The organism is Algoriphagus machipongonensis (genome assembly GCF_000166275.1).
In the GTDB taxonomy this organism is placed as follows: Bacteria; Bacteroidota; Bacteroidia; order Cytophagales; family Cyclobacteriaceae; genus Algoriphagus; species Algoriphagus machipongonensis.
Genome location: NZ_CM001023.1, coordinates 4,042,324 through 4,060,709, shown reverse-complemented (window position 1 = coordinate 4,060,709; position 18,386 = coordinate 4,042,324). Strand labels below are relative to the sequence as shown.

Annotated in this window: 16 protein-coding genes; 4 read left to right on the top strand and 12 right to left on the bottom strand. The window is 38.2% G+C overall.

Annotation, left to right across the window (positions count from 1 at the left end; all coding sequences use genetic code 11):
• The first annotated feature begins 180 nt into the window (after positions 1-180).
• Positions 181-1,725, top strand: coding sequence for a carboxylesterase/lipase family protein (locus tag ALPR1_RS17070; protein WP_008202562.1), 1,545 nt, complete (start codon positions 181-183; stop codon positions 1,723-1,725).
• Positions 1,726-1,727: 2 nt separating this feature from the next.
• On the opposite strand, the gene ALPR1_RS17065 is transcribed toward ALPR1_RS17070, so the two are convergent.
• The 3 genes from ALPR1_RS17065 to ALPR1_RS17055 form a co-directional block, all read right to left on the bottom strand.
• Positions 1,728-4,013, bottom strand: coding sequence for a histidine kinase dimerization/phosphoacceptor domain -containing protein (locus ALPR1_RS17065; RefSeq protein WP_008202559.1), 2,286 nt, complete (start codon positions 4,011-4,013; stop codon positions 1,728-1,730).
• A 78-nt stretch (positions 4,014-4,091) separates the two neighbouring features.
• Positions 4,092-4,520, bottom strand: coding sequence for an energy transducer TonB (locus tag ALPR1_RS17060; RefSeq protein WP_008202557.1), 429 nt, complete (start codon positions 4,518-4,520; stop codon positions 4,092-4,094).
• Positions 4,521-4,666: 146 nt separating this feature from the next.
• Positions 4,667-5,401 carry a LytR/AlgR family response regulator transcription factor gene (locus ALPR1_RS17055; RefSeq protein WP_040303848.1) on the bottom strand — a complete coding sequence of 245 codons (735 nt, stop codon included), beginning with the start codon at positions 5,399-5,401 and terminating at the stop codon, positions 4,667-4,669.
• Between the two features lie 197 nt (positions 5,402-5,598).
• Between ALPR1_RS17055 and ALPR1_RS17050 the strand changes: the two genes are divergently transcribed.
• On the top strand, positions 5,599-6,075 hold the full coding sequence (locus ALPR1_RS17050) for a hypothetical protein (RefSeq protein WP_008202555.1): 477 nt from the start codon (positions 5,599-5,601) through the stop codon (positions 6,073-6,075).
• A gap of 30 nt (positions 6,076-6,105) precedes the next feature.
• Here ALPR1_RS17050 and ALPR1_RS20855 read toward each other — a convergent pair whose 3' ends face one another.
• The 6 genes from ALPR1_RS20855 to ALPR1_RS17020 form a co-directional block, all read right to left on the bottom strand.
• A complete protein-coding gene (locus ALPR1_RS20855; RefSeq protein WP_153231833.1) occupies positions 6,106-6,579 on the bottom strand; it encodes a hypothetical protein in 474 nt (157 codons plus the stop codon).
• Positions 6,580-7,166: 587 nt separating this feature from the next.
• On the bottom strand, positions 7,167-7,787 hold the full coding sequence (locus tag ALPR1_RS17040; protein WP_008202553.1) for an ABC transporter ATP-binding protein: 621 nt from the start codon (positions 7,785-7,787) through the stop codon (positions 7,167-7,169).
• 107 nt (positions 7,788-7,894) lie between these two features.
• Positions 7,895-9,385 carry a sulfatase-like hydrolase/transferase gene (locus ALPR1_RS17035; RefSeq protein ID WP_008202552.1) on the bottom strand — a complete coding sequence of 497 codons (1,491 nt, stop codon included), beginning with the start codon at positions 9,383-9,385 and terminating at the stop codon, positions 7,895-7,897.
• Between the two features lies 1 nt (position 9,386).
• Positions 9,387-10,034, bottom strand: a complete 648-nt coding sequence (locus ALPR1_RS17030; RefSeq protein ID WP_008202551.1) for a TetR/AcrR family transcriptional regulator — start codon at positions 10,032-10,034, stop codon at positions 9,387-9,389.
• Positions 10,035-10,072: 38 nt separating this feature from the next.
• A complete protein-coding gene (locus ALPR1_RS17025) occupies positions 10,073-11,299 on the bottom strand; it encodes a glycoside hydrolase family protein (protein ID WP_008202549.1) in 1,227 nt (408 codons plus the stop codon).
• Positions 11,296-12,741, bottom strand: coding sequence for a sulfatase (locus ALPR1_RS17020; protein ID WP_008202547.1), 1,446 nt, complete (start codon positions 12,739-12,741; stop codon positions 11,296-11,298). The genes ALPR1_RS17025 and ALPR1_RS17020 overlap by 4 nt, the downstream gene beginning before the upstream one ends.
• A gap of 240 nt (positions 12,742-12,981) precedes the next feature.
• On the opposite strand from ALPR1_RS17020, the gene ALPR1_RS17015 reads away from it, so the two are divergent.
• Both ALPR1_RS17015 and ALPR1_RS17010 read left to right on the top strand, forming a co-directional pair.
• Positions 12,982-14,682 carry a sulfatase family protein gene (locus tag ALPR1_RS17015; RefSeq protein ID WP_008202544.1) on the top strand — a complete coding sequence of 567 codons (1,701 nt, stop codon included), beginning with the start codon at positions 12,982-12,984 and terminating at the stop codon, positions 14,680-14,682.
• 197 nt (positions 14,683-14,879) lie between these two features.
• A complete protein-coding gene (locus ALPR1_RS17010) occupies positions 14,880-16,556 on the top strand; it encodes a sulfatase family protein (protein ID WP_008202542.1) in 1,677 nt (558 codons plus the stop codon).
• Between the two features lie 80 nt (positions 16,557-16,636).
• On the opposite strand, the gene ALPR1_RS17005 is transcribed toward ALPR1_RS17010, so the two are convergent.
• The 3 genes from ALPR1_RS17005 to ALPR1_RS16995 all read right to left on the bottom strand — a co-directional run bounded on the left by ALPR1_RS17005 (position 16,637) and on the right by ALPR1_RS16995 (position 18,339).
• A complete protein-coding gene (locus ALPR1_RS17005; RefSeq protein WP_008202540.1) occupies positions 16,637-17,065 on the bottom strand; it encodes a GNAT family N-acetyltransferase in 429 nt (142 codons plus the stop codon).
• 131 nt (positions 17,066-17,196) lie between these two features.
• Positions 17,197-17,529: a DUF3291 domain-containing protein gene (locus ALPR1_RS17000; RefSeq protein WP_008202539.1), complete on the bottom strand. Its 333-nt coding sequence runs from the start codon at positions 17,527-17,529 to the stop codon at positions 17,197-17,199.
• A 96-nt stretch (positions 17,530-17,625) separates the two neighbouring features.
• The gene (locus ALPR1_RS16995) at positions 17,626-18,339 is read right to left on the bottom strand and encodes an SGNH/GDSL hydrolase family protein (RefSeq protein WP_008202537.1); all 714 of its coding nucleotides are present in this window, start codon (positions 18,337-18,339) and stop codon (positions 17,626-17,628) included.
• Between the last annotated feature and the right edge of the window lie 47 nt (positions 18,340-18,386).

Sequence of the window (18,386 nt, the reverse complement as noted above, 5' to 3'; positions counted from 1 at the left end):
TATTTCATATGAAAAAGGTGTGCGAATTTGAACAAGTTTTGCATTCGTTTTCGGCCATTTTAATGAGGTCCTGGACTCAATATTTATGAAAGTATTGTCGTGGGAAAACCTAATGTTTCACTCTGAATCATTAAATCATTAGATTTAGACAAACAAGTAGGTATTCAAACCATTCCGTTCATGAAAAATAGTCTCCTTTTCTTCTTTTTAGGTTTTTTGATGGCATGTAGTCAAGAAGCTCCAGTACCAAAAGTAGATGTCAATTCCTTAAAAACTCAAGATGGAGTGATATCAGGTAAATTGGTAGGAGAGGATTCAATTAAAACTTTTATGGGAATCCCCTTTGCAGCACCGCCTATAGGTGAGAATCGGTGGAGAGAGCCCCAGCCTGTTAAACCTTGGGAAGGAATCAAAGTAACTGTCGATAATCCACCATCTGCAATTCAAAGACCTCCAGTGCCATTCTTTGCCTGGTCAGAAGAGTTTTTAATTCCACCAGCCCCTATTTCAGAAGATTGCCTATATCTAAATGTTTGGACTGGAGCAGAAAATCAGGAAGAAAAGAGGCCTGTGATGGTATGGATTCACGGAGGAGGATTTTCAGGTGGTTCGGGGACTGTTCCGCTATACGATGGAGAAGAATTAGCCAAAAAAGGGATTGTAGTAGTAACGATCAATTATAGACTAGGAGTTTTTGGATTTCTCGCCAGTCCTGAATTATCTGAGAATTCAAGTTCTGGAACTTCAGGAAACTATGCTTTTTTGGATCAAATTGCAGCGTTGATGTGGGTCAAGAATAATATTGCAGCTTTTGGAGGAGACCCTGATAATGTAACTATTGCGGGTCAATCTGCAGGATCAATGAGTGTCAATGTTTTGGTAGGTTCTCCCTTAGCGAAAGGGCTTTTTAATAAAGCTATTGCCCAAAGTGGAGCGATGTTCAATTTTGACGGAGCACGAGGAGGAATAGGAAAAGAGGTTGTAGAAAAAGGAGGAGAAGAATTTATGCAGAAATTGGGTGTTTCCTCTATTGATGAAATGAGGATGATTCCCGCAGATTCTCTTTTGGCAGCCGGAGGGAGTTTTTGGCCTTATAAAGATGATTATGTGATTCCAATAAATTTTGATGAGGCATTTACAAGTGGAGCATCAAACGCTGTGAAATTGCTGACCGGCTGGAATGCGGATGATAATGTATCTTTTGCTGGTCCTCAAATACCAGCACAATTTCAGGAGACAGCTAAGCAGAAATACCCTGATCGCTATGAAGAATATTTGAAATTTTTTCCTGCCAATTCGGAAGAAGAGCTAGAAGAAACTCAGGCGGTCCTGTCTGAAATGATGTTTGGGTATCAAAACTTTACATGGGCTAAAATCCAATCTGAACTGGCACCGGAATCATCCTATTTGTACCATTTTACGAGAGTACCACCAGGAGAGCCGAATTACGGAGCATTTCATTCTGCTGAGTTTAGCTACTCTTTTCATACCCTGAAGTATTGGAACAGACCTTTTACAGAAGTAGATTATAAACTGGAAGATGCGATGTCTCAGTACTGGGTGAATTTTGTGAAAAATGGAGATCCAAACGGGGAAGGATTACCTAAATGGCCTGCATTTTCTTCGGATAACCCCATGTTGATGGAGTTGGGGGAGGAAATTCAACCTATTAAACCTCCGCATTTGGAGCAGATCCAGTTTTTGCAATCCATTTATTTAAAATAGCATTAGGCAGCTAAATCTTCTTTTTCCCATTCAATAGAAAAGGTGGTTCCGGAATCAGATGATATGGATAAGTTACCATTGATTTGACGGGTTAATGTTCGCACCAGTCTCAAGCCCAAAGAACTGGTTTTACCAATATCCAAATCCTTGTCCAAGCCTTTGCCGGTGTCACTGACTATCAAAAGGTAACTGTCTTTTCGCACTTGATTTAAGCTGATCTTAATTGTTCCTTGTTGAGATTCCTCAAAGGCATATTTTAAGGCATTGCTTAAAAGTTCATTTGTAATTAGGCCGAGTGGTACTGCCGTATCAATGTCCAGGTTAATTTCTTCAGATTCAATGATCACTTCAATTTCCTTATTCCGGCCATAAGTCTGAGTCAGGAAATCGCTGAGTTGCTTCATATATTCTTGCATATTAATGCTGGAAAGATTCTCGTATTGGTAGAGTTTTTCATGAATCAAAGCCATGGTTTTTACACGACTCTGACTTTCTTTCATAGCATCAATTACTTTAAGGTCATGAACTCCCCTCGTTTGCATGCTTAGAAGGCTGGAGATGATCTGTAAATTGTTTTTAACTCTATGATGGATTTCCTTCAGCAGCAACTCTTTTTCTGAGTTTTGCTTTTCTATTTCTTTATTTTTTGCTGCCAGTTCTTGATTAGCTTTTTGCTTGAGTTGTGAACGATAATAAAGAGCAGCTACAATGACTATTAATAGGGCAATCCCAATTAAGCTAAGGTATATTTGGCTTTTTTGAGTTTCTGCTTCTAATCGCTGAATTTCTGATTTCTGTTCTAACTCTACGATGGTTTGGTCTTTCTTTTCTGTTTCGTATTGGGTCTGTAATTCAGCGATTTGTTTGGTTTTGGTTTCATCCAAAATACTGTCTTCGTAGGATTTATATTTCACAAAAAACTCATAGGCATTTTTATAGTTTCCCCGATCTAGATTTGATTCTGAAAGCGCCAGATAAGTGGGAGCCAGTGAACTTTTTTGCCCAAAATCGAGCCGATAGCTTAATGCTTGGTTCAGATATTCATCGGCTTTTGCATAATCTCCGATTCGGGAATAAGAAATTCCAAGATTATGACTCACAGAGGCAATCTCCCTGCTGTCCTCATTGCTCATACTCTGAAGTGCCAACTGGTATTCAGAGATGGCTTTCTGATACATTTCCTGCGAAAAATAGATCTTACCAATTAAAATATGTCCACGGGTTTTCCCTTCAGCGTAATTATTTTCAAGGTAATATTCCATGCCCTTCTCTGCATAATAGGAGGCCGAATCGAAGGTCTCAGATTCCAAATGATACCTTGCGAGTTTGAAATTTAAATCAGCGACTCGTAGTCCATTCTCGGAATTTTCGGCAAATACTTTCGCCAGCATCACATACTTCAGCCAGTTTTCTTTATCCTCAAGGTTATCGTAGGTGTCCTCAAGCATAATATACCCAATGTTGATTCTGCGGGGATCTTCAAGTTCCTCGCTTAACTTTAGCCCTTTCAAAGCGAAAAATAAAGCATACTCATATTCCCCTAGAGAATTATAGATCGTCGTTTTATTGTAGAAAAGATTCGTCCATCGACCCGAATTTAATGGAGTATTGGTTTTCAATACAGAGTCAGTCATTTCCATATAATCAAGTGCCAACTCGTAGTTTCCCTTGTAGCTATGAGCGAGTCCTATGTTTTCGAGGACTGTTGCTACCCCCGATGTATCATTTAATTCTTGAAAAATGGGTAATGCCTGATCATATGCAGCTAAAGCTGAGTCATAATTGGATTCACGCTCCTGAATAATCCCCAAGTTCATAGCCATACCCGCAGCACTTTCTTTTTCTCCGGCTTTTTGATAGTTGGCTAAAGCTAATTTGAAGGCATTTTTTGCGGCTTTAAAATCTGATCTATAGAATTCTAAGTTGCCAAGATTGTGTTGGATCCTTGCGAGTAATTCGGCACTTTTCTTAATCCGCGGGTCTTCTATTGCTTGATAAAAGTACTCGTAGATGGCAGGTTCAAGAGAACTCGCTCCTCTTTCATAGAGAATACTAAAAAGGGTTTTGACATCCTCGAAGTTCTCTTCATTGAGTTCTTCTTGAATTTTAGAATCATAAATTGATAAAGAATCTGAAGACCAATTTTCAGATTGAGCTTTGGAAATAAAAGGGCAGACTAAAAAAATAATCACAAAAAACTTAAGTATTTTCACCGTATGAACTTTTTTGGTAGGTAAGCAGGCTTTAAATAATTCAATTGAACCTAACCAAAACCCTAGATTTTTCATAACGATTAGTATAAAACTATCACCCTTCTGCTGCCCTTTCCCCTAGCTTGTCATCCTGTATCAGGTATTTATCATCTTCTATTTATCTAATTTGAAAAGTATCGGTAATTGGTATTTCACTTGCCTGGCTTTTCCATCTTGGTAGGCAGGCTGCCAATCGGGCATATTTCTAACCAACCGAAGCGCCTCTTTATCCAAATCTTCACTTAAGGAATTTAAAAGCTCGATTTCTTGAATCACACCTTTTTCGGTTATTGTGAATTCGACTAGAATTTTACCTTCTATTCCTTGTTTTTTGGCTAATTCAGGATAGGCTAGATGATTATTGAAATACTTAGAAAGTTCTAGGTTGCCTCCATAGAAAGTCGGTGCCGCGGTGAGTTTTTTTCCTTTCTTTGAAGGATTTAATTCAGCGGTAGAATTTATGGCCAATTCATTTTGTGCAGAGGAACTTAAAATAAAGCAAGAAACTGCTAAAAGCAGGAGTAAAAATTTGATCGTTTTCATCAATAATTGATTTGTGTTAAACAATTACTGATTAAAATGTAGCCTATTTAAGCTTTCGCAAGCTTGCTTTAGGGATCAACAGATAGGATTTGTAGATGAACTGTCGAGAAATGTAAATTGATAAAATTCCTCGCAAAATAAACTTTCTACAAAGTTTTAATTTGATTGATTAACCAACTATGCTGAGACCTTGAGATAGGAATTTCTTTACCTCCTATGTGAACCGACTGTGCATCGATTGCTTCAATCTTCTCTAAATTGATAAGGAAAGATTTATGAATTCTTGCGAAAAAATTGGGGTTGAGTTTTTGTTCTAAGTCTTTTAAAGTGGATCTAACGACGTATTTTTTATCTTTTAAAAACACTTGAGTGTAATTCGCATCAGCCTCTAAATAGATTATCTGCTCTAATTTAAGCTTTATTAGCATCCCATTGGACCGGACAAAAAGGCTGTCTTTTAAAACGAATTCATCTGCGGAGTCTGTTAATTCTTTTTTGGTGTTTTCTGATGCGAAATTACTTATCGCAACTTCAATAGTTGCATGGATTTCTTTTTCGTTGAAAGGTTTTACCAGGTAGCCATAGGGGAATGTCTCTTTGGCTCTAGAAAGTGTAGCAGTATCTACATGTGAAGTTAAATAGACAAAGGGAATACGGTAATGTTCACGGATTTCCTTTCCTAGCATAATTCCATCTTTACCACCTTTGATTTTTATGTCCAGTAACGCGATGTCAATATGGTGCTCTTCTATAATTTGTAAGGCTTCTCTAGCACTTACGGCAATTCCAGAGACATGATATCCCTGGCTTTCAAGTATATCTTTTAGATCTTCTGCGATGATTAATTCATCTTCAACAATAAGAATATTTATTTGACTCAAGGAATCGGATTTTAAGGGTTCGATAAATAAAAGAATAGCCCCACAGGATTCCAAAGTTTTTCTTACGATTTCTCTTATTAAACCTAATCCAAGGACAGATTAATTTGAGAAATGAAAAATTGAATTTTTCAAACTAAGTTGTTAACATTTAAACAATCTCTTTCGTAATGATGAGGAATAACCAATGAAAATCAACCATGAAAAAACTGTTTTACTTCAATTTTTTAATCATTTGTTTGGTTTTTTCCTCCTGTAATGAGGATGTAGAGAAAATTAATTCACCGATTATAGGGGAATGGCAACAATCTTATTATGTGGATGATTGGGATAAAGATGCAGTTACAACGATGATTTATAGAGCTGATGGAACGATGTCTTACTTTAGAACAATTCGTGAACCTGGCTCAGAGGAGGATCTTGGTTACCAGTTTTATGCAGAAGGAACCTTTTTGATTGAGGATGGAAAGGTGTCCGTCCCAGATTATCAATATGCGACTACCATGTATACCGCTAGCGGAAGCTATGTTCCCAAAGATGAATTGTTTGATAATCCTGCTTCATTTGGTAATATTCCATTTGAAGTCATAGAAGACCAATCTGTTTTGTTATTTCCAAGAGGATGTGAAGGAGATATCTGTTTCAGTGATATCCAATTCAAAAGAGTAACTAATTAAGTTGAAGGGAGGTTTTAACCTCCCTTTTTTTTATATCCTGAGAGGAGAATGAATACTATACCCAAAAGAGATAAGGAAAACCAAAGCCAGGATAGCCAGATTGAATCCGAATATGATAGCTAAGAAGACTCCAAAAAAAGCGAAATAGAGTAGGTTGTATTGTTGTTTTACCTGAGCCAAATGACACAGTGCATTCATGCCTGGATGGAGGCCAAGCCAAAAAAAGATAAGGTAAATTAGGGAGGAATTGCTTTCAATTGCTCTCCCGTGGAATAAGATCAAAATTATTTCAGGTAGGGTCAGCATCAAGATTGTCAAAAGTTCCAAACGGATTTTTTGCATAAACCTCAATGGTAGATTTCTAAAAAAGTAGAGTTTTCTTTCTCCAAACTCCCATTTTTCCAGCCAGATCGGATAATGAATAAAACAGCTAATCAGCAATCCAAAGGCAAGCCATCTCGCATCGTATTTCCCTGCAAAAAAAGAATAGAAAAAGCCGCTCAAGATAAATAGACTGAAACCTTTTACTAGAAGTAATAGTAAAGGTCTGTTTTCTTTTAAATGAAATAGAAACCAGATCGAAAAGGGTTTTTCCTTTATGATTTGGTTGTTTTGAACCAGTTTTTCCGGATGAAAATTCCTAAACCTGAGAAAGGTGTAATACAAGGAAAGCCCATAAGAAACACCTAAAAAGATTATGAGAATGACTAGTTTAGACCAGGCCAGCAAAGGAATTCCGGTAAAGAAAAGTAATAAAAAATAGAGTAGAAGTAAGCTGTGATTAGCTAACCAAACCGGTGAGAAAAAAAGCACAAAATCTCTAAAGCTTAGAAACGAAAATTTTTGAAATTGTCGGTATCTGGGATCGTGGATAAGTTTTTTTTGAAAACTCCATTGGAGAACCACATAAATCGCGAAAGCAAGTAAAAGAAATGTGAACCACTTTTGGCTCAGCAGTATTTTTTCTGCCAGCATAAGATGCTGCTTCAATTCCATGAAAACACCAAAAATCGTCAGGATTAGAATGAAGAAACCTAAATAGGCCTTGTAAAAAGGGTAAACAAAAGATTTAAGCAAGAGCTCCCTCATTATCAAATTATTGATCCATCCTTGATTTCATGAACAGAATGGTAAGCAAAGAAATCTTCAAAATCTGCCATATGAGAAGTAAGGATAAAACTGACTCCTTCTTCCTGTTTCTTTAAAATCAGCTCTTTCAAATGATCCTGTGTAGCCAAGTCTATAGTCGTAAATGGCTCATCTAAAATAATCAGTTTGGGCTCTCCCAAAAAAGCCAAAAGCAGGGCTGATTTCTTTAGCATCCCGGAGGAATAAGAGGAAATGGGATTCTCAGAATAATCTCTGATATCCAACTTTTCTTTCAATTCTAGGATTTGGTTTTTATCCTCATGAATGATCGAAGTAGTAAAATTGATCAGTTCATCTAAACTTAAAAACTCTGGAAATACCGGTTCGGCTTCCGAGAAATTCACCATTTTTCGATAAGAAACCGGGTCCTTTTTGATAGAAACACCCAGTAGGTTTATTTCTCCTTTAAAATCATGAATTCCTGCTATCGCCTTTAGTAGAGTAGACTTTCCTGAACCATTGGCTCCTTTGATCAAATGAATGCCTGAATCCAAAGCCAAATGATCCACACTTATGCTAAAACCTGTTGAGTAAGATTTATGGAAATTGTGGAGGTTTAGCATATAATTGAAATTGGTAGGCAGTTAAAAATAAGGTGAAATACCTATTCCTACCTAGTTAAAAAAGTTAAAAGGCCAGTTCTTAATAAAAACTGGCCTTTCGAGCTCATTTATTTTTTATTGACTTCAAAATACCTTTTCAAAGTATATTCCGGTTGCCATTGATCTGGTTTTCTAACCAAAGTGTCCGGATCATATTTCATGGGTTTGATCTTATCGGCAGTCAATTTTACCGTGTCCTGGAAGCTATTTTGCCATTTTTCCATCAACTCAAACATCTCGGATTTTTTACTTTGATATTCAGTATTCTCAGCCAAGTTGTTAATTTCCAAAGGATCGGCATCCAAGTCGAATAATTGGGTGTAATCTCTTTCAGGATAGCGAATAAGCTTATATTTTTTGTTTCTCACTGCTCTTACCGTGCCTCGGTAAGAAGTGAAAAGTGCATCTCTCACTCCATCCTGTTCGCCTGTGATTACAGGAACTAAACTTACCCCGTCGATGTCACTTGGGTCAGGAATACCTGCCAACTCTGCCAAGGTAGGGTAGAGGTCATGGATATAAGCAAAAGCATCCAATTCTTGGTCTTGAGGGACGCCAGGACCTTTGATAATCAAGGGTACTTTTGAGCTATGCTCGTAAAGGCTTTGCTTACCAAGAAGACCATGGCTTCCAGCTGCCAAGCCATTATCTGCGGCATAAACAATAATGGTATTGTCATATTGCCCGGTTTCTTTGAGCGTATTCAGGATTTTTGCAATCTGAGTGTCCAAGTGTGTTACCAAGGCATAGTAATCTGACAAAATCATCTGTATTACCTCGGGTTTTCTTGGCCATCCAGTTAAATTTTCATCTCTAACAGTCAGATGATCAAATTCAAATGGGTGGTAGGGCATGTAATTTCCTGGAAGTGGAAGTGTCCCATCTGGGTAATGGTTGATATAATTTGCTTCAGGGGAATAGGGGTCATGCGGTGCCGTAAAAGCTACGTAACAGAAAAAAGGCTGATCAGTGTTTCTTTGGCCATGGTCTTTGATAAAGTCAATTGCTGCTTGCGCAAATTGCTCAGTGGAAAAACCTTTTCTTGTAGGCTCGCCTAATTTTCCATCTGCTCCATAATCCCTTAAAGGAAGGTCATAATGATCGGCCATACCGCCTAAATACACGTTTTTGGCTTCCTGAAAACTAGCTTCGAATGCTTCCTTTTCGTTATGCCATTTTCCTGTTCCAAAGGTTCTGTAGCCTGCTGCTGCAAAGCTCATGGTCATGGTATGCTCTCCGCTGAGTTTGTCGGTTACCTTATATAGATTTTTACCGCTGAAAAGCATGGCTCGGCTAGACATACAAATTGCTCCATGTACTCCTCCCATCACATAAGCATTAGAGAATCGGCTCCCTTCCCGACCTAGCTGATCGATTGTCGGAGTTTGGATATATGGGTTGCCGTTGATTCCTAAAGCATCTGCACGTTGGTCATCTGCAAAAAGGAATAGTACATTGGGTTTTTGCGAATTTTGTTGGGCATGTGTAGCTGAACTAATTAGTCCTAGCGTTATAAATAAGCCGAGACATAGCGCAAGTAGATAGTTTTTGATTTTCATGTTAATTTGATATAGTGGTAACCCCATGATTATTTATTGCTTTTTGATATTCTGCTTTCCCAGATTCAGTAAGGTAGGGATTCAAAATAGTCCAAATACTCTTGACCATAGAACCCATTTCTGAAAAATTGTAAGAGGTCATTACCTCTCTTTGCGAAAGCCAAAAAGTGATGATCATTCTTATAATATGTTCCAAGCGCTGCAGTTCAGCTGGTTCCATTTCCTTCAAAAATCCTGAAGAAATAAATTCCTGAAATAGCTGAATTGTTGTTTCTTTCCTTTTAATAAATGTTTCCTGAATTATTTTTGAAACATTTGGAAAAGACCTAGTCACTTCCAAAACATCAAGGTTGAAAAACCGGTATTTGTATTGAAATTCTTCTAGTTGTTGAATAAGAAGGTGGAAATGACCTATTGCACTAATTTCAGGATCACGAGTTACATAGGACTCAGACATTTCATTTCTCATTTTGCAGTAAATAGCCAAAATGATATCTTCTTTAGTCTTATAATGGTAGTCTAAATTCCCATGACTTATGCCCATTCTGCTTGCAATATGACGACTGGTGACATTTTGGATTCCTTGCTCATTATAGAGTGTAATTGCTTCCAGAAGTATTTTGTCCTTCGTCTTAATTTTATTTTCCATTATTGGCATTGATTGTTAATACTTAAAAATGAGTGAAATCAGTTTTGGTTTTTGTTTCCCAAGGCTAAAGGTATTTGTAAATTAAATGAGCTCCCATCATTTTTAGGATTCACATTTTCCACGGCGGCAGCGCAATAGAGATAGAGTGGTACTCCGTCTTCATTCAAAAGAAGTTGCGGCCTTTCCATTCTGTCCAATTGAATTATTTGGCCAGATTTTAATGTGACTTCCCGCTTCATAAATAAAGAATTTTCTGTCGTTTCCCATTTAATTCCATCATGGGATTTAAGAAGAGCCAAAGCCTTCTTTTCTCCTCCAGTCACCGCTCCTGAAAAGTCTTTCACAATTGCAAAGAAGCTGTCGTGTTTACTTGAAAACCAAACATAGGGGTCTTCGGTGCTAGCGATTTTCCCGTCTGGCATCCGTACATCAAAGATGAATTCATCTCTAGCCTTAAATGGTCCCAAAGGGCTGGGGCCGGTAGCCACCCCATGAACACCTTTCCAAGAGGGTTCATAGATATTTCCTTTGAAAAAGAGCATGTATTCCTTGGTCTTGGGATTATATTCTACCGATGGATTGACAACAATTAAGTTGTCTGGTTTTGCAATAGTCCCTTTGGGCGAGGGGTTGACCACATTTGTTGGTTTCACTCGGGTTCTTGGGCTGAGAATGGGGTTTTTGGATCGCTTAAATTCTCCGTTTAACAAGTCTTGGAATGAATCAAATCGGATGACTCCCATTTGCTGACTTTGTTGTACTCTATTTCGCTTATCCACATCTGGTGCTATTTTTTTTCCTGGGTCTTTTCCCCCTATGTAGTATAAGTAAAAGCTACCATCAAATTTTTTTACATGAGGGTTATGGACACCTTGTGCGTCCCAAGCATCCTTATTCCCTTCATACCTTGCCCCTTTGAGAATAATCTTTTGAAATTGAAAATCTTTATCTGGAAAATCAGAAACAGCATACCCTATTTTACTTTCCAAAACCCAAGATTGGGTGAAGCTATCTTTATCATCACCACTTTCCCAAAGAGAAAAAAGCATGTGGTATTTCCCATCATTTCCTTCCACTACAGATCCTCCCCAAACAAAATAGTCCTTCAGTTTTAAAACAGAGGGGCCATCCAAAAATGTGCTTTTACCTGTTTGAACCAATTCTGCATCTACTGCTAGAGTCTTGACCTGAAATTGAGAAAATGCTTCACCACTTATTAACAGTGTGAAAGTAAAAAGTGCAATTTGTTTAATCGAACTTTTCATTTCGCAGAGTTGTAGTCAATTTCCAAATCATTTTTTCGGACTTTCTTTAGCTTTTGGATTAGTCTTGATTGCATTTCTTTAAGGGCTTTCGAATATGCTGGGTCATTCGCCAAATTGTTGAATTGCTTGGGGTCATTTTCCATATCAAAAAGCTCCATTCCAGCGGAAGCATCTTCGTTATATTGGATATAAGCCCATTTTTCCGTTCTGACCAGAAATGACCTCCCTCCTTGACTGACAGAAAATGCCATGTCCCTAACTTTCTTATTTGGGTTTTCTATTAAAGGCTTTAGACTTTTCCCTTGAATAGCCTTAGGGTAATCCAATCCAGCCAAATCGGCCAGAGTAGGGTAAAGGTCAATCAGTTCTGTAAATGAGTGGACTACCGCAGGGTTTTTCCCAGGCACTTTGATCATCATAGGGACTTTTACAGACTCTTCATGTAAACTGACTTTCATCCAGAACTCATGTTCGCCTAGGTGAAACCCATGATCAGATGTAAACACAATGATAGTGTTGTTCTCTAAGCCTTCTTCTTTTAGCGTTGTGAGTACTTTTCCTACTTGGGTATCCATATAAGAAACAGAAGCATAATAAGCTGCAATCGCTTTTTGCTTCTGCTCCTGATTCATCTCCGCATTTACACTGGTGACATAATTGATACCACGCTCAGGGATATCTTCCCAATCATTCGGAGCTTGTTTTGGTGTAGTAATTTTTGCAAAAGGGTAAGGGTCGAAGTAGCTTGCCGGGGCGACAAAAGGGACATGAGGACGAACAAACCCAACCGCTAAAAAGAAGGGTTCGTCTTTATGTTCACGAATTAATTCAGAGGCTTTTTTAGCAGTTTTTCCATCTGAATGAACAAGGTCATCTCCATCTGCCTGGACAATCGTCATCACATTGCCACCTTTTCGCTCTATGCTGCCATCAGGATTATTTTGCACCAACTCGGCTTTGCCTTCGGCGGTCCATTCGGGACCTTTTGAGTTAAATTTCTCTGTCCAAGAAGCTGGATCGTCTTGACCATCTGAGCCCTTTTCTATATCTCCTGGCACGCCCATGTGATAGATCTTGCTCACTCGGGCGGTGTAATAGCCCTTTTCTTTAAAAAGTTCTGCCAAAGAAGGTCGGTCTGAGCCTACATTTTTTCTACCACTTACATAGCCATAAGTTTGCGTTGCGCTGGGATAATACCCAAACATCATCGAAGCTCGGGATGGGCCACAAACAGGGTATTGACTATAAGCATGTGAAAATACGGTACTTTCCTTCGCAAGCTGATCAATAACTGGGGTTTTGGGAACGGGATTTCCATAAGCTCCAATTGCAGTGGTGGTCAAATCATCAGCAATAATAAAGAGGACGTTTGGCTTCTTTGCTTCCTGAGCATAAGATGAGATGGAGAGCAAAAACGTAATAAAAATTAAAATCTTTTGCATAGGAAACTGAGTCAATAAATAAATTTTGGGTTAGCCAAATTATAACTATTAGTCCAAATGCACCAATTTTATTAGGAAAGATTTAAAGCTTAAAATATATTCACACTTTAAGCTTATCTTGAAAGGTTCACCTCTTACAAAGTCTATTCCCGACAAGATCTCGGCTTTTGCCACAGAATAGATTAATGTTAGATTTGATAGAGTCGAATAACCCTGATACCCAATTTATACTATATTCTTATGAAAAATATTTCATCCTTGCTTATTGGCTTATGCGCGATTCCATTGCTGATATCCTGCACTAGCCAAGAGGAGAAAACTGAGCAAAAAAGGCCGAACATCGTCTTTATCATGTCTGATGATCATGCGTATCAGGCCATCTCAGCTTACGACAATACGCTGATAGAAACCCCTAACATTGATAGAATCGCAGATATGGGGATGTTATTTACGAATGCCTCTGTAACGAATTCTATTTGTGCTCCTTCCCGGGCTACAATATTGACAGGAAAGCACTCACATATTAATGGTAAGGTGGATAACCACTTTCCTTTTGATACGACCAATGTGACTTTCCCACAAATTCTACAAGATGCAGGATATCAGACTGCCATGTTTGGTAAACTTCATTTTGGAAATAGTCCTAAAGGCTTTGATCAATATAAAATCTTACCAGGACAGGGTAAATATTATAACCCGAATTTCATCACCAAAAATGAAGGTAATATTCAGGTAGAAGGCTATGTGACAGATATTATTACTGACATGACTTTGGATTGGCTGGAGAATGAAAGAAATGATGAAGATCCTTTTATGTTGATGTACCTACACAAAGCGCCGCATAGAGAATGGCTGCCGGCAGGAAGACATGTGGAGGAATTTACCAACCGAACATTTAAGGAGCCAGCAACGCTTTTTGATGATTATTCTGGAAGAGGAAGAGCAGCAAAAGAAGCAGAAATGAACCTGTTGAAAGATATGCACTGGGCTGGTGACTCTAAAATTCGTCCAGAAGTCATGGACGAATTGGGGATTGAACCTACCTCGGGATGGGATAAAGCGGCGTTTGAAGGTGAAGTTGGTCGTATGAACCCTGAGCAGCGAGCAGTTTGGGATAAGGCTTATGAAAAAGTTATAGAAGACTTCAAAAAAGCGTATCCTAACATGACAGAGGAAGATAAAATGAAGTGGAGATACCAACGCTACATGCAGGATTACCTCGGTACCATCAAAGCAGTTGATGAAAACGTAGGTCGTGTTTTGGATTATCTGGAAGCAAATGATTTAATGGATAATACCATCATCGTCTATACTTCTGATCAAGGTTTTTATCTAGGCGAACACGGGTGGTTTGACAAGCGATTCATTTACAATGAGTCCTTTAAAACACCCCTATTAATGGCTTGGCCTGGTAAAGTTCAAGCTGGAACCAAATCGGATGAGATGGTTCAAAATTTGGATTTCGCACAGACATTTTTGGCCGCAGCAGGGATCGAAGCACCTGCAGATATGCAAGGAGAAAGCCTCTTGCCATTATTGACCGGAGATTTAGATAATTGGACCCGGGATGCCGTGTATTATCATTACTATGAATACCCATCTGTGCATATGGTGAAGCGCCATTATGCAATCGTGACTCAAGATTACAAGTTGGTTCATTATTACTTTGATGTAGACGAATGGGAGCTTATCGATCGTAAGAATGATCCAATGGAGCTCAAAAATGTGTATGATGACCCAGCCTATGCCGAGATCCAGGCGGAGCTTCACGAGCAACTAGATGGATTGAGAGAAAAGTATGGAGATAATTCACAGATTTCTCAACGCTACCTTAATGAGTATTTAGATTACTTGCAGGAGAATAATTCTTATGCAGGAGGGAAGAATACCGAGTTGCTGGATAAGATCTTTAAGGATAGAAAGCTTTCGACAGAAAATTAGTAGGCAGTGAGCAGTGAGCAGTCGCAGCAGACAGGGTTCAGTGATCAGTAAACAGTTCTCAATGCCTAAAAAACGTTGACCGATTTGCCTTAATATTTACTTATAATAATCTGAAATTTTCAATTATACCTCTAACCAATTCCCCCTTCAAAAGGGGGTAAGGAGGATTTTAAAACGTAATCCATTCACCAATCCCAATGAAATACATTCATTTAATTCTTTCATTCTTTCTAGGAATCACTCTTTTGACAGGATGTCAAGAAGCAAAGGAAGAAAAATCTCAGCGTCCCAACATCATTTTCATCATGTCTGATGATCATGCTTATCAGGCGATTTCGGCTTATGATAATAGCCTGATCGAAACTCCAAATATCGATAGGATTGCAGATATGGGGATTTTGTTTACCAATGCCTCGGTTACCAATTCGATATGTGCTCCTTCAAGAGCCACCATTTTGACGGGTAAACACTCGCATTTAAATGGGAAGATTGATAACTATTATCCTTTTGATACTACTAATGTGACCTTCCCTCAGCTATTACAAGATGGTGGATATCAGACGGCTATGTTTGGTAAACTACACTTTGGGAATAATCCAAAAGGTTTTGATCAGTTTAAGATTTTGCCGGGTCAAGGCTCATATTACAATCCTGATTTTATCACCAAGAATGAAGGCAATATCAAAGTGGAGGGTTATGTAACAGATATTATTACGGACATGACTTTGGATTGGCTTTCTAATGAAAGAAAAGAAGAAGACCCATTTATGCTGATGTATCTACATAAAGCACCGCATAGAGCCTGGTTAATGGCAGAGCGCCATTTAGAAGAATTCACGAATAGAACATTCCCAGAGCCTGCTACTTTGTTTGACGATTATTCTGGTAGAACAAATGCTGCTGCTGAAGCTGAAATGAGCATTTTGAAGGATATGGGTTGGTCAGGTGATAACAAGCTTTACCCAGAAACGATGGATGAACTGGGCATAGAGGAAATTAGGAATGATAAAGGTAGATTTGTCAATCATTGGAAAAGGTTTACTCCAGAACAGAAGGCAAATTTTGACAAAGCCTATGGAAAAGTAGCCGAGGAGTTTAAGAAAATATATCCCTCCATGACTGAGGAAGATATGATGAAATGGAAGTTCCAACGATATATGCAAGACTATTTGGGAACCATTAAGTCTGTGGATGAAAATGTAGGAAGGCTTCTTGATTACCTAGAGGAAAACAATCTTTTGGAAAATACCATTATCGTTTACACTTCTGATCAGGGATTTTACTTGGGAGAGCACGGTTGGTTTGACAAGCGATTTGTTTACGATGAGTCCTTCAAAACGCCTTTGATTGTTGCATGGCCAGGAAAAGCCAAAGCAGGTACTAAATCCGATGCGATGGTCCAAAACCTAGATTTCGCACAGACATTTTTGGATGCCGCAGGGGTAGACGCTCCGGCTGATATGCAAGGAGAAAGCATGATGCCACTCCTAACTGGAAATGAAGATCAGTGGACTCGAGATGAAGTGTACTATCATTACTACGAATACCCTGCAGAACATATGGTCAACAGGCACTATGCGATCGTGACGAAAGACTACAAATTGATCCACTACTATTTTGTAGAAGATGAATGGGAGTTGATCGATCGTAATAAAGATCCTAAAGAGCTGAAGAATGTGTATGATGATCCGGAATATGCAGAAGTTCGAGCTGACCTTCATGAGCGTTTGGAGAAGATGCGCGTCAAATACAAAGACAGCCCAGAGCTTAGTCAGCAATATATTGATCGCTATGTAGAGGATGCTTCGGAAGGAAGAATCTACGGGACCTCTAAAGAAAAAGTAGAAAAGATCCTGGAGCGAAGAAAGGATTGATAAGTTTTGCTAAGAAACAAAAAGGAGCCACTAATTTGCAGTGGCTCCTTTTTTTTATGTTCTCTGAATGAAATATATCCTTAAAGCTTCATCCTTAGTAAAGGATAGTTTCTGCCTTGATCATCTAACTCTGTTCTTTCAAAAGTTTGGAACCCTAGTTTTTGATAAAATCCTACTGCATTTCTGTTCTGTTCATTGACATCAACTTTTTTTGCTTCAAGCTCAAGGATAGCAAAATTGACTAATCGTTTACCCAGCCCTTGTCCAAAGTGGGAAGGGGCTATGAATAACATTTCAATATTTTGATCAGCTACTCCAATAAAACCATGTACCTTATTTTGATCTATTAAGCAGTACACCTCGAGATCATTGAAATCAATGCTGTTTACTAATTTCTTGATTTCCTGAAAATCATCTGGATTTAAAAAGTCATGTGACTTGAGAACAGAATCTTCCCATACTTTCAGAATTTGATCTCTATGTTCCTCTTTGAATTTTACAATATTCATCTTTTTACAATCGTGTTTCTTAAAAAACAAACAAAGTAAATTCAATTTTTCAGGAAGATTTTCAGCTGTCTGGGATATTTTGAGTTTTTCTGCAAAAAAGTATTTCTCGAATTGCCTTTCTGAAGCTGATTTTAAAAATTTATCACCTTTCCTTTTTGCAATAATAATTTTGCTTCCTCCCAATTTGGGAGGGATTCGGTGTCAAAAGTGAATGTTCTGATTTCCTTGGCAATCTGACTACTTGCTTTCATGGCTTCAAGATGTGCTCCGCTTCTCGCAAATTCTTTCAATTCATTTTCACTTTCCCAAAGAGTCATGGTATAGTGTTTCATCCAAAAACCTCTCTTTTTAAATTCCTTGCAATTCGTGGCTTTTAATTGTCTGGAAATATTTAAAGCACTTGCTGCCAAAGCAAAAAAATGAAATGGACTTTTTAATTCCAATGATGTTATTGTTGCTTTCATAGGAAGGTTTTGGCTTTTTTCAATTTCCGTTTTGAGTTCCCTTGAATTTAAGAAAATGTCATAAGAATCTGACTCAAATCGACTTGAGAAGGTAGCTTATTTAAAATACTCAAAAATTTCACTAGCAATCAATTGATGCCCTTTGCTATTTGGGTGGTTTACCTGAGACATGTAATCAGAAATAGGATTTCCTTCCTTTACTTCCTCTTTAAATAATTGATAGCTGTCTACCAGTCCAAGGCCATGTTTTTTCGCTAAATTGATCACCTGACTTCTATGCTGTTCCAGTTCACTTTCTTCGTCCAGAATGTTCACTCTTTGATCTGGAGAAGGGGTTAACAGGAGGATTTTAATGTCATTTTTGAGTGCTTTTTCAATCATCTCCTCCCATGCCAATTGTGCTTTTTCTAACCCTGGACCTCGATCATTTAGGGAATAGTCTATCAATAGAACATCCGGATTGTGATTTAACACTTCTGAATCAAACCTTTCCGCCCCTCTAACCGAGTTCTCTCCTCCGATGGCAGTGTTGATTATATTGATCACTGCATAAGGGTATTGCTCTTTTAATTTGCTCAGTAATTGATAGGGGTAGGCTTCTAATGTATTGACAATCGGTGTTTTAAAATAACCTGAGGGTACAGAATGTCCATGAAAAACAAGGTTGATGGTTCTGTTTTTTGGCCACTCTTTTTTTAATTCTTCTTTTACATCCGCTAAATAGCTTGATTTATCTGCAATTCTATTTTCTTGAATTGTATGTAATGAAAAAGTTACTAAGGTTAAGAAAAGTAGTATGAATTCTTTCATTTTGGGTTAATGATTACTGCTAAGGACTAGTGATTTTAAGTTTCCCT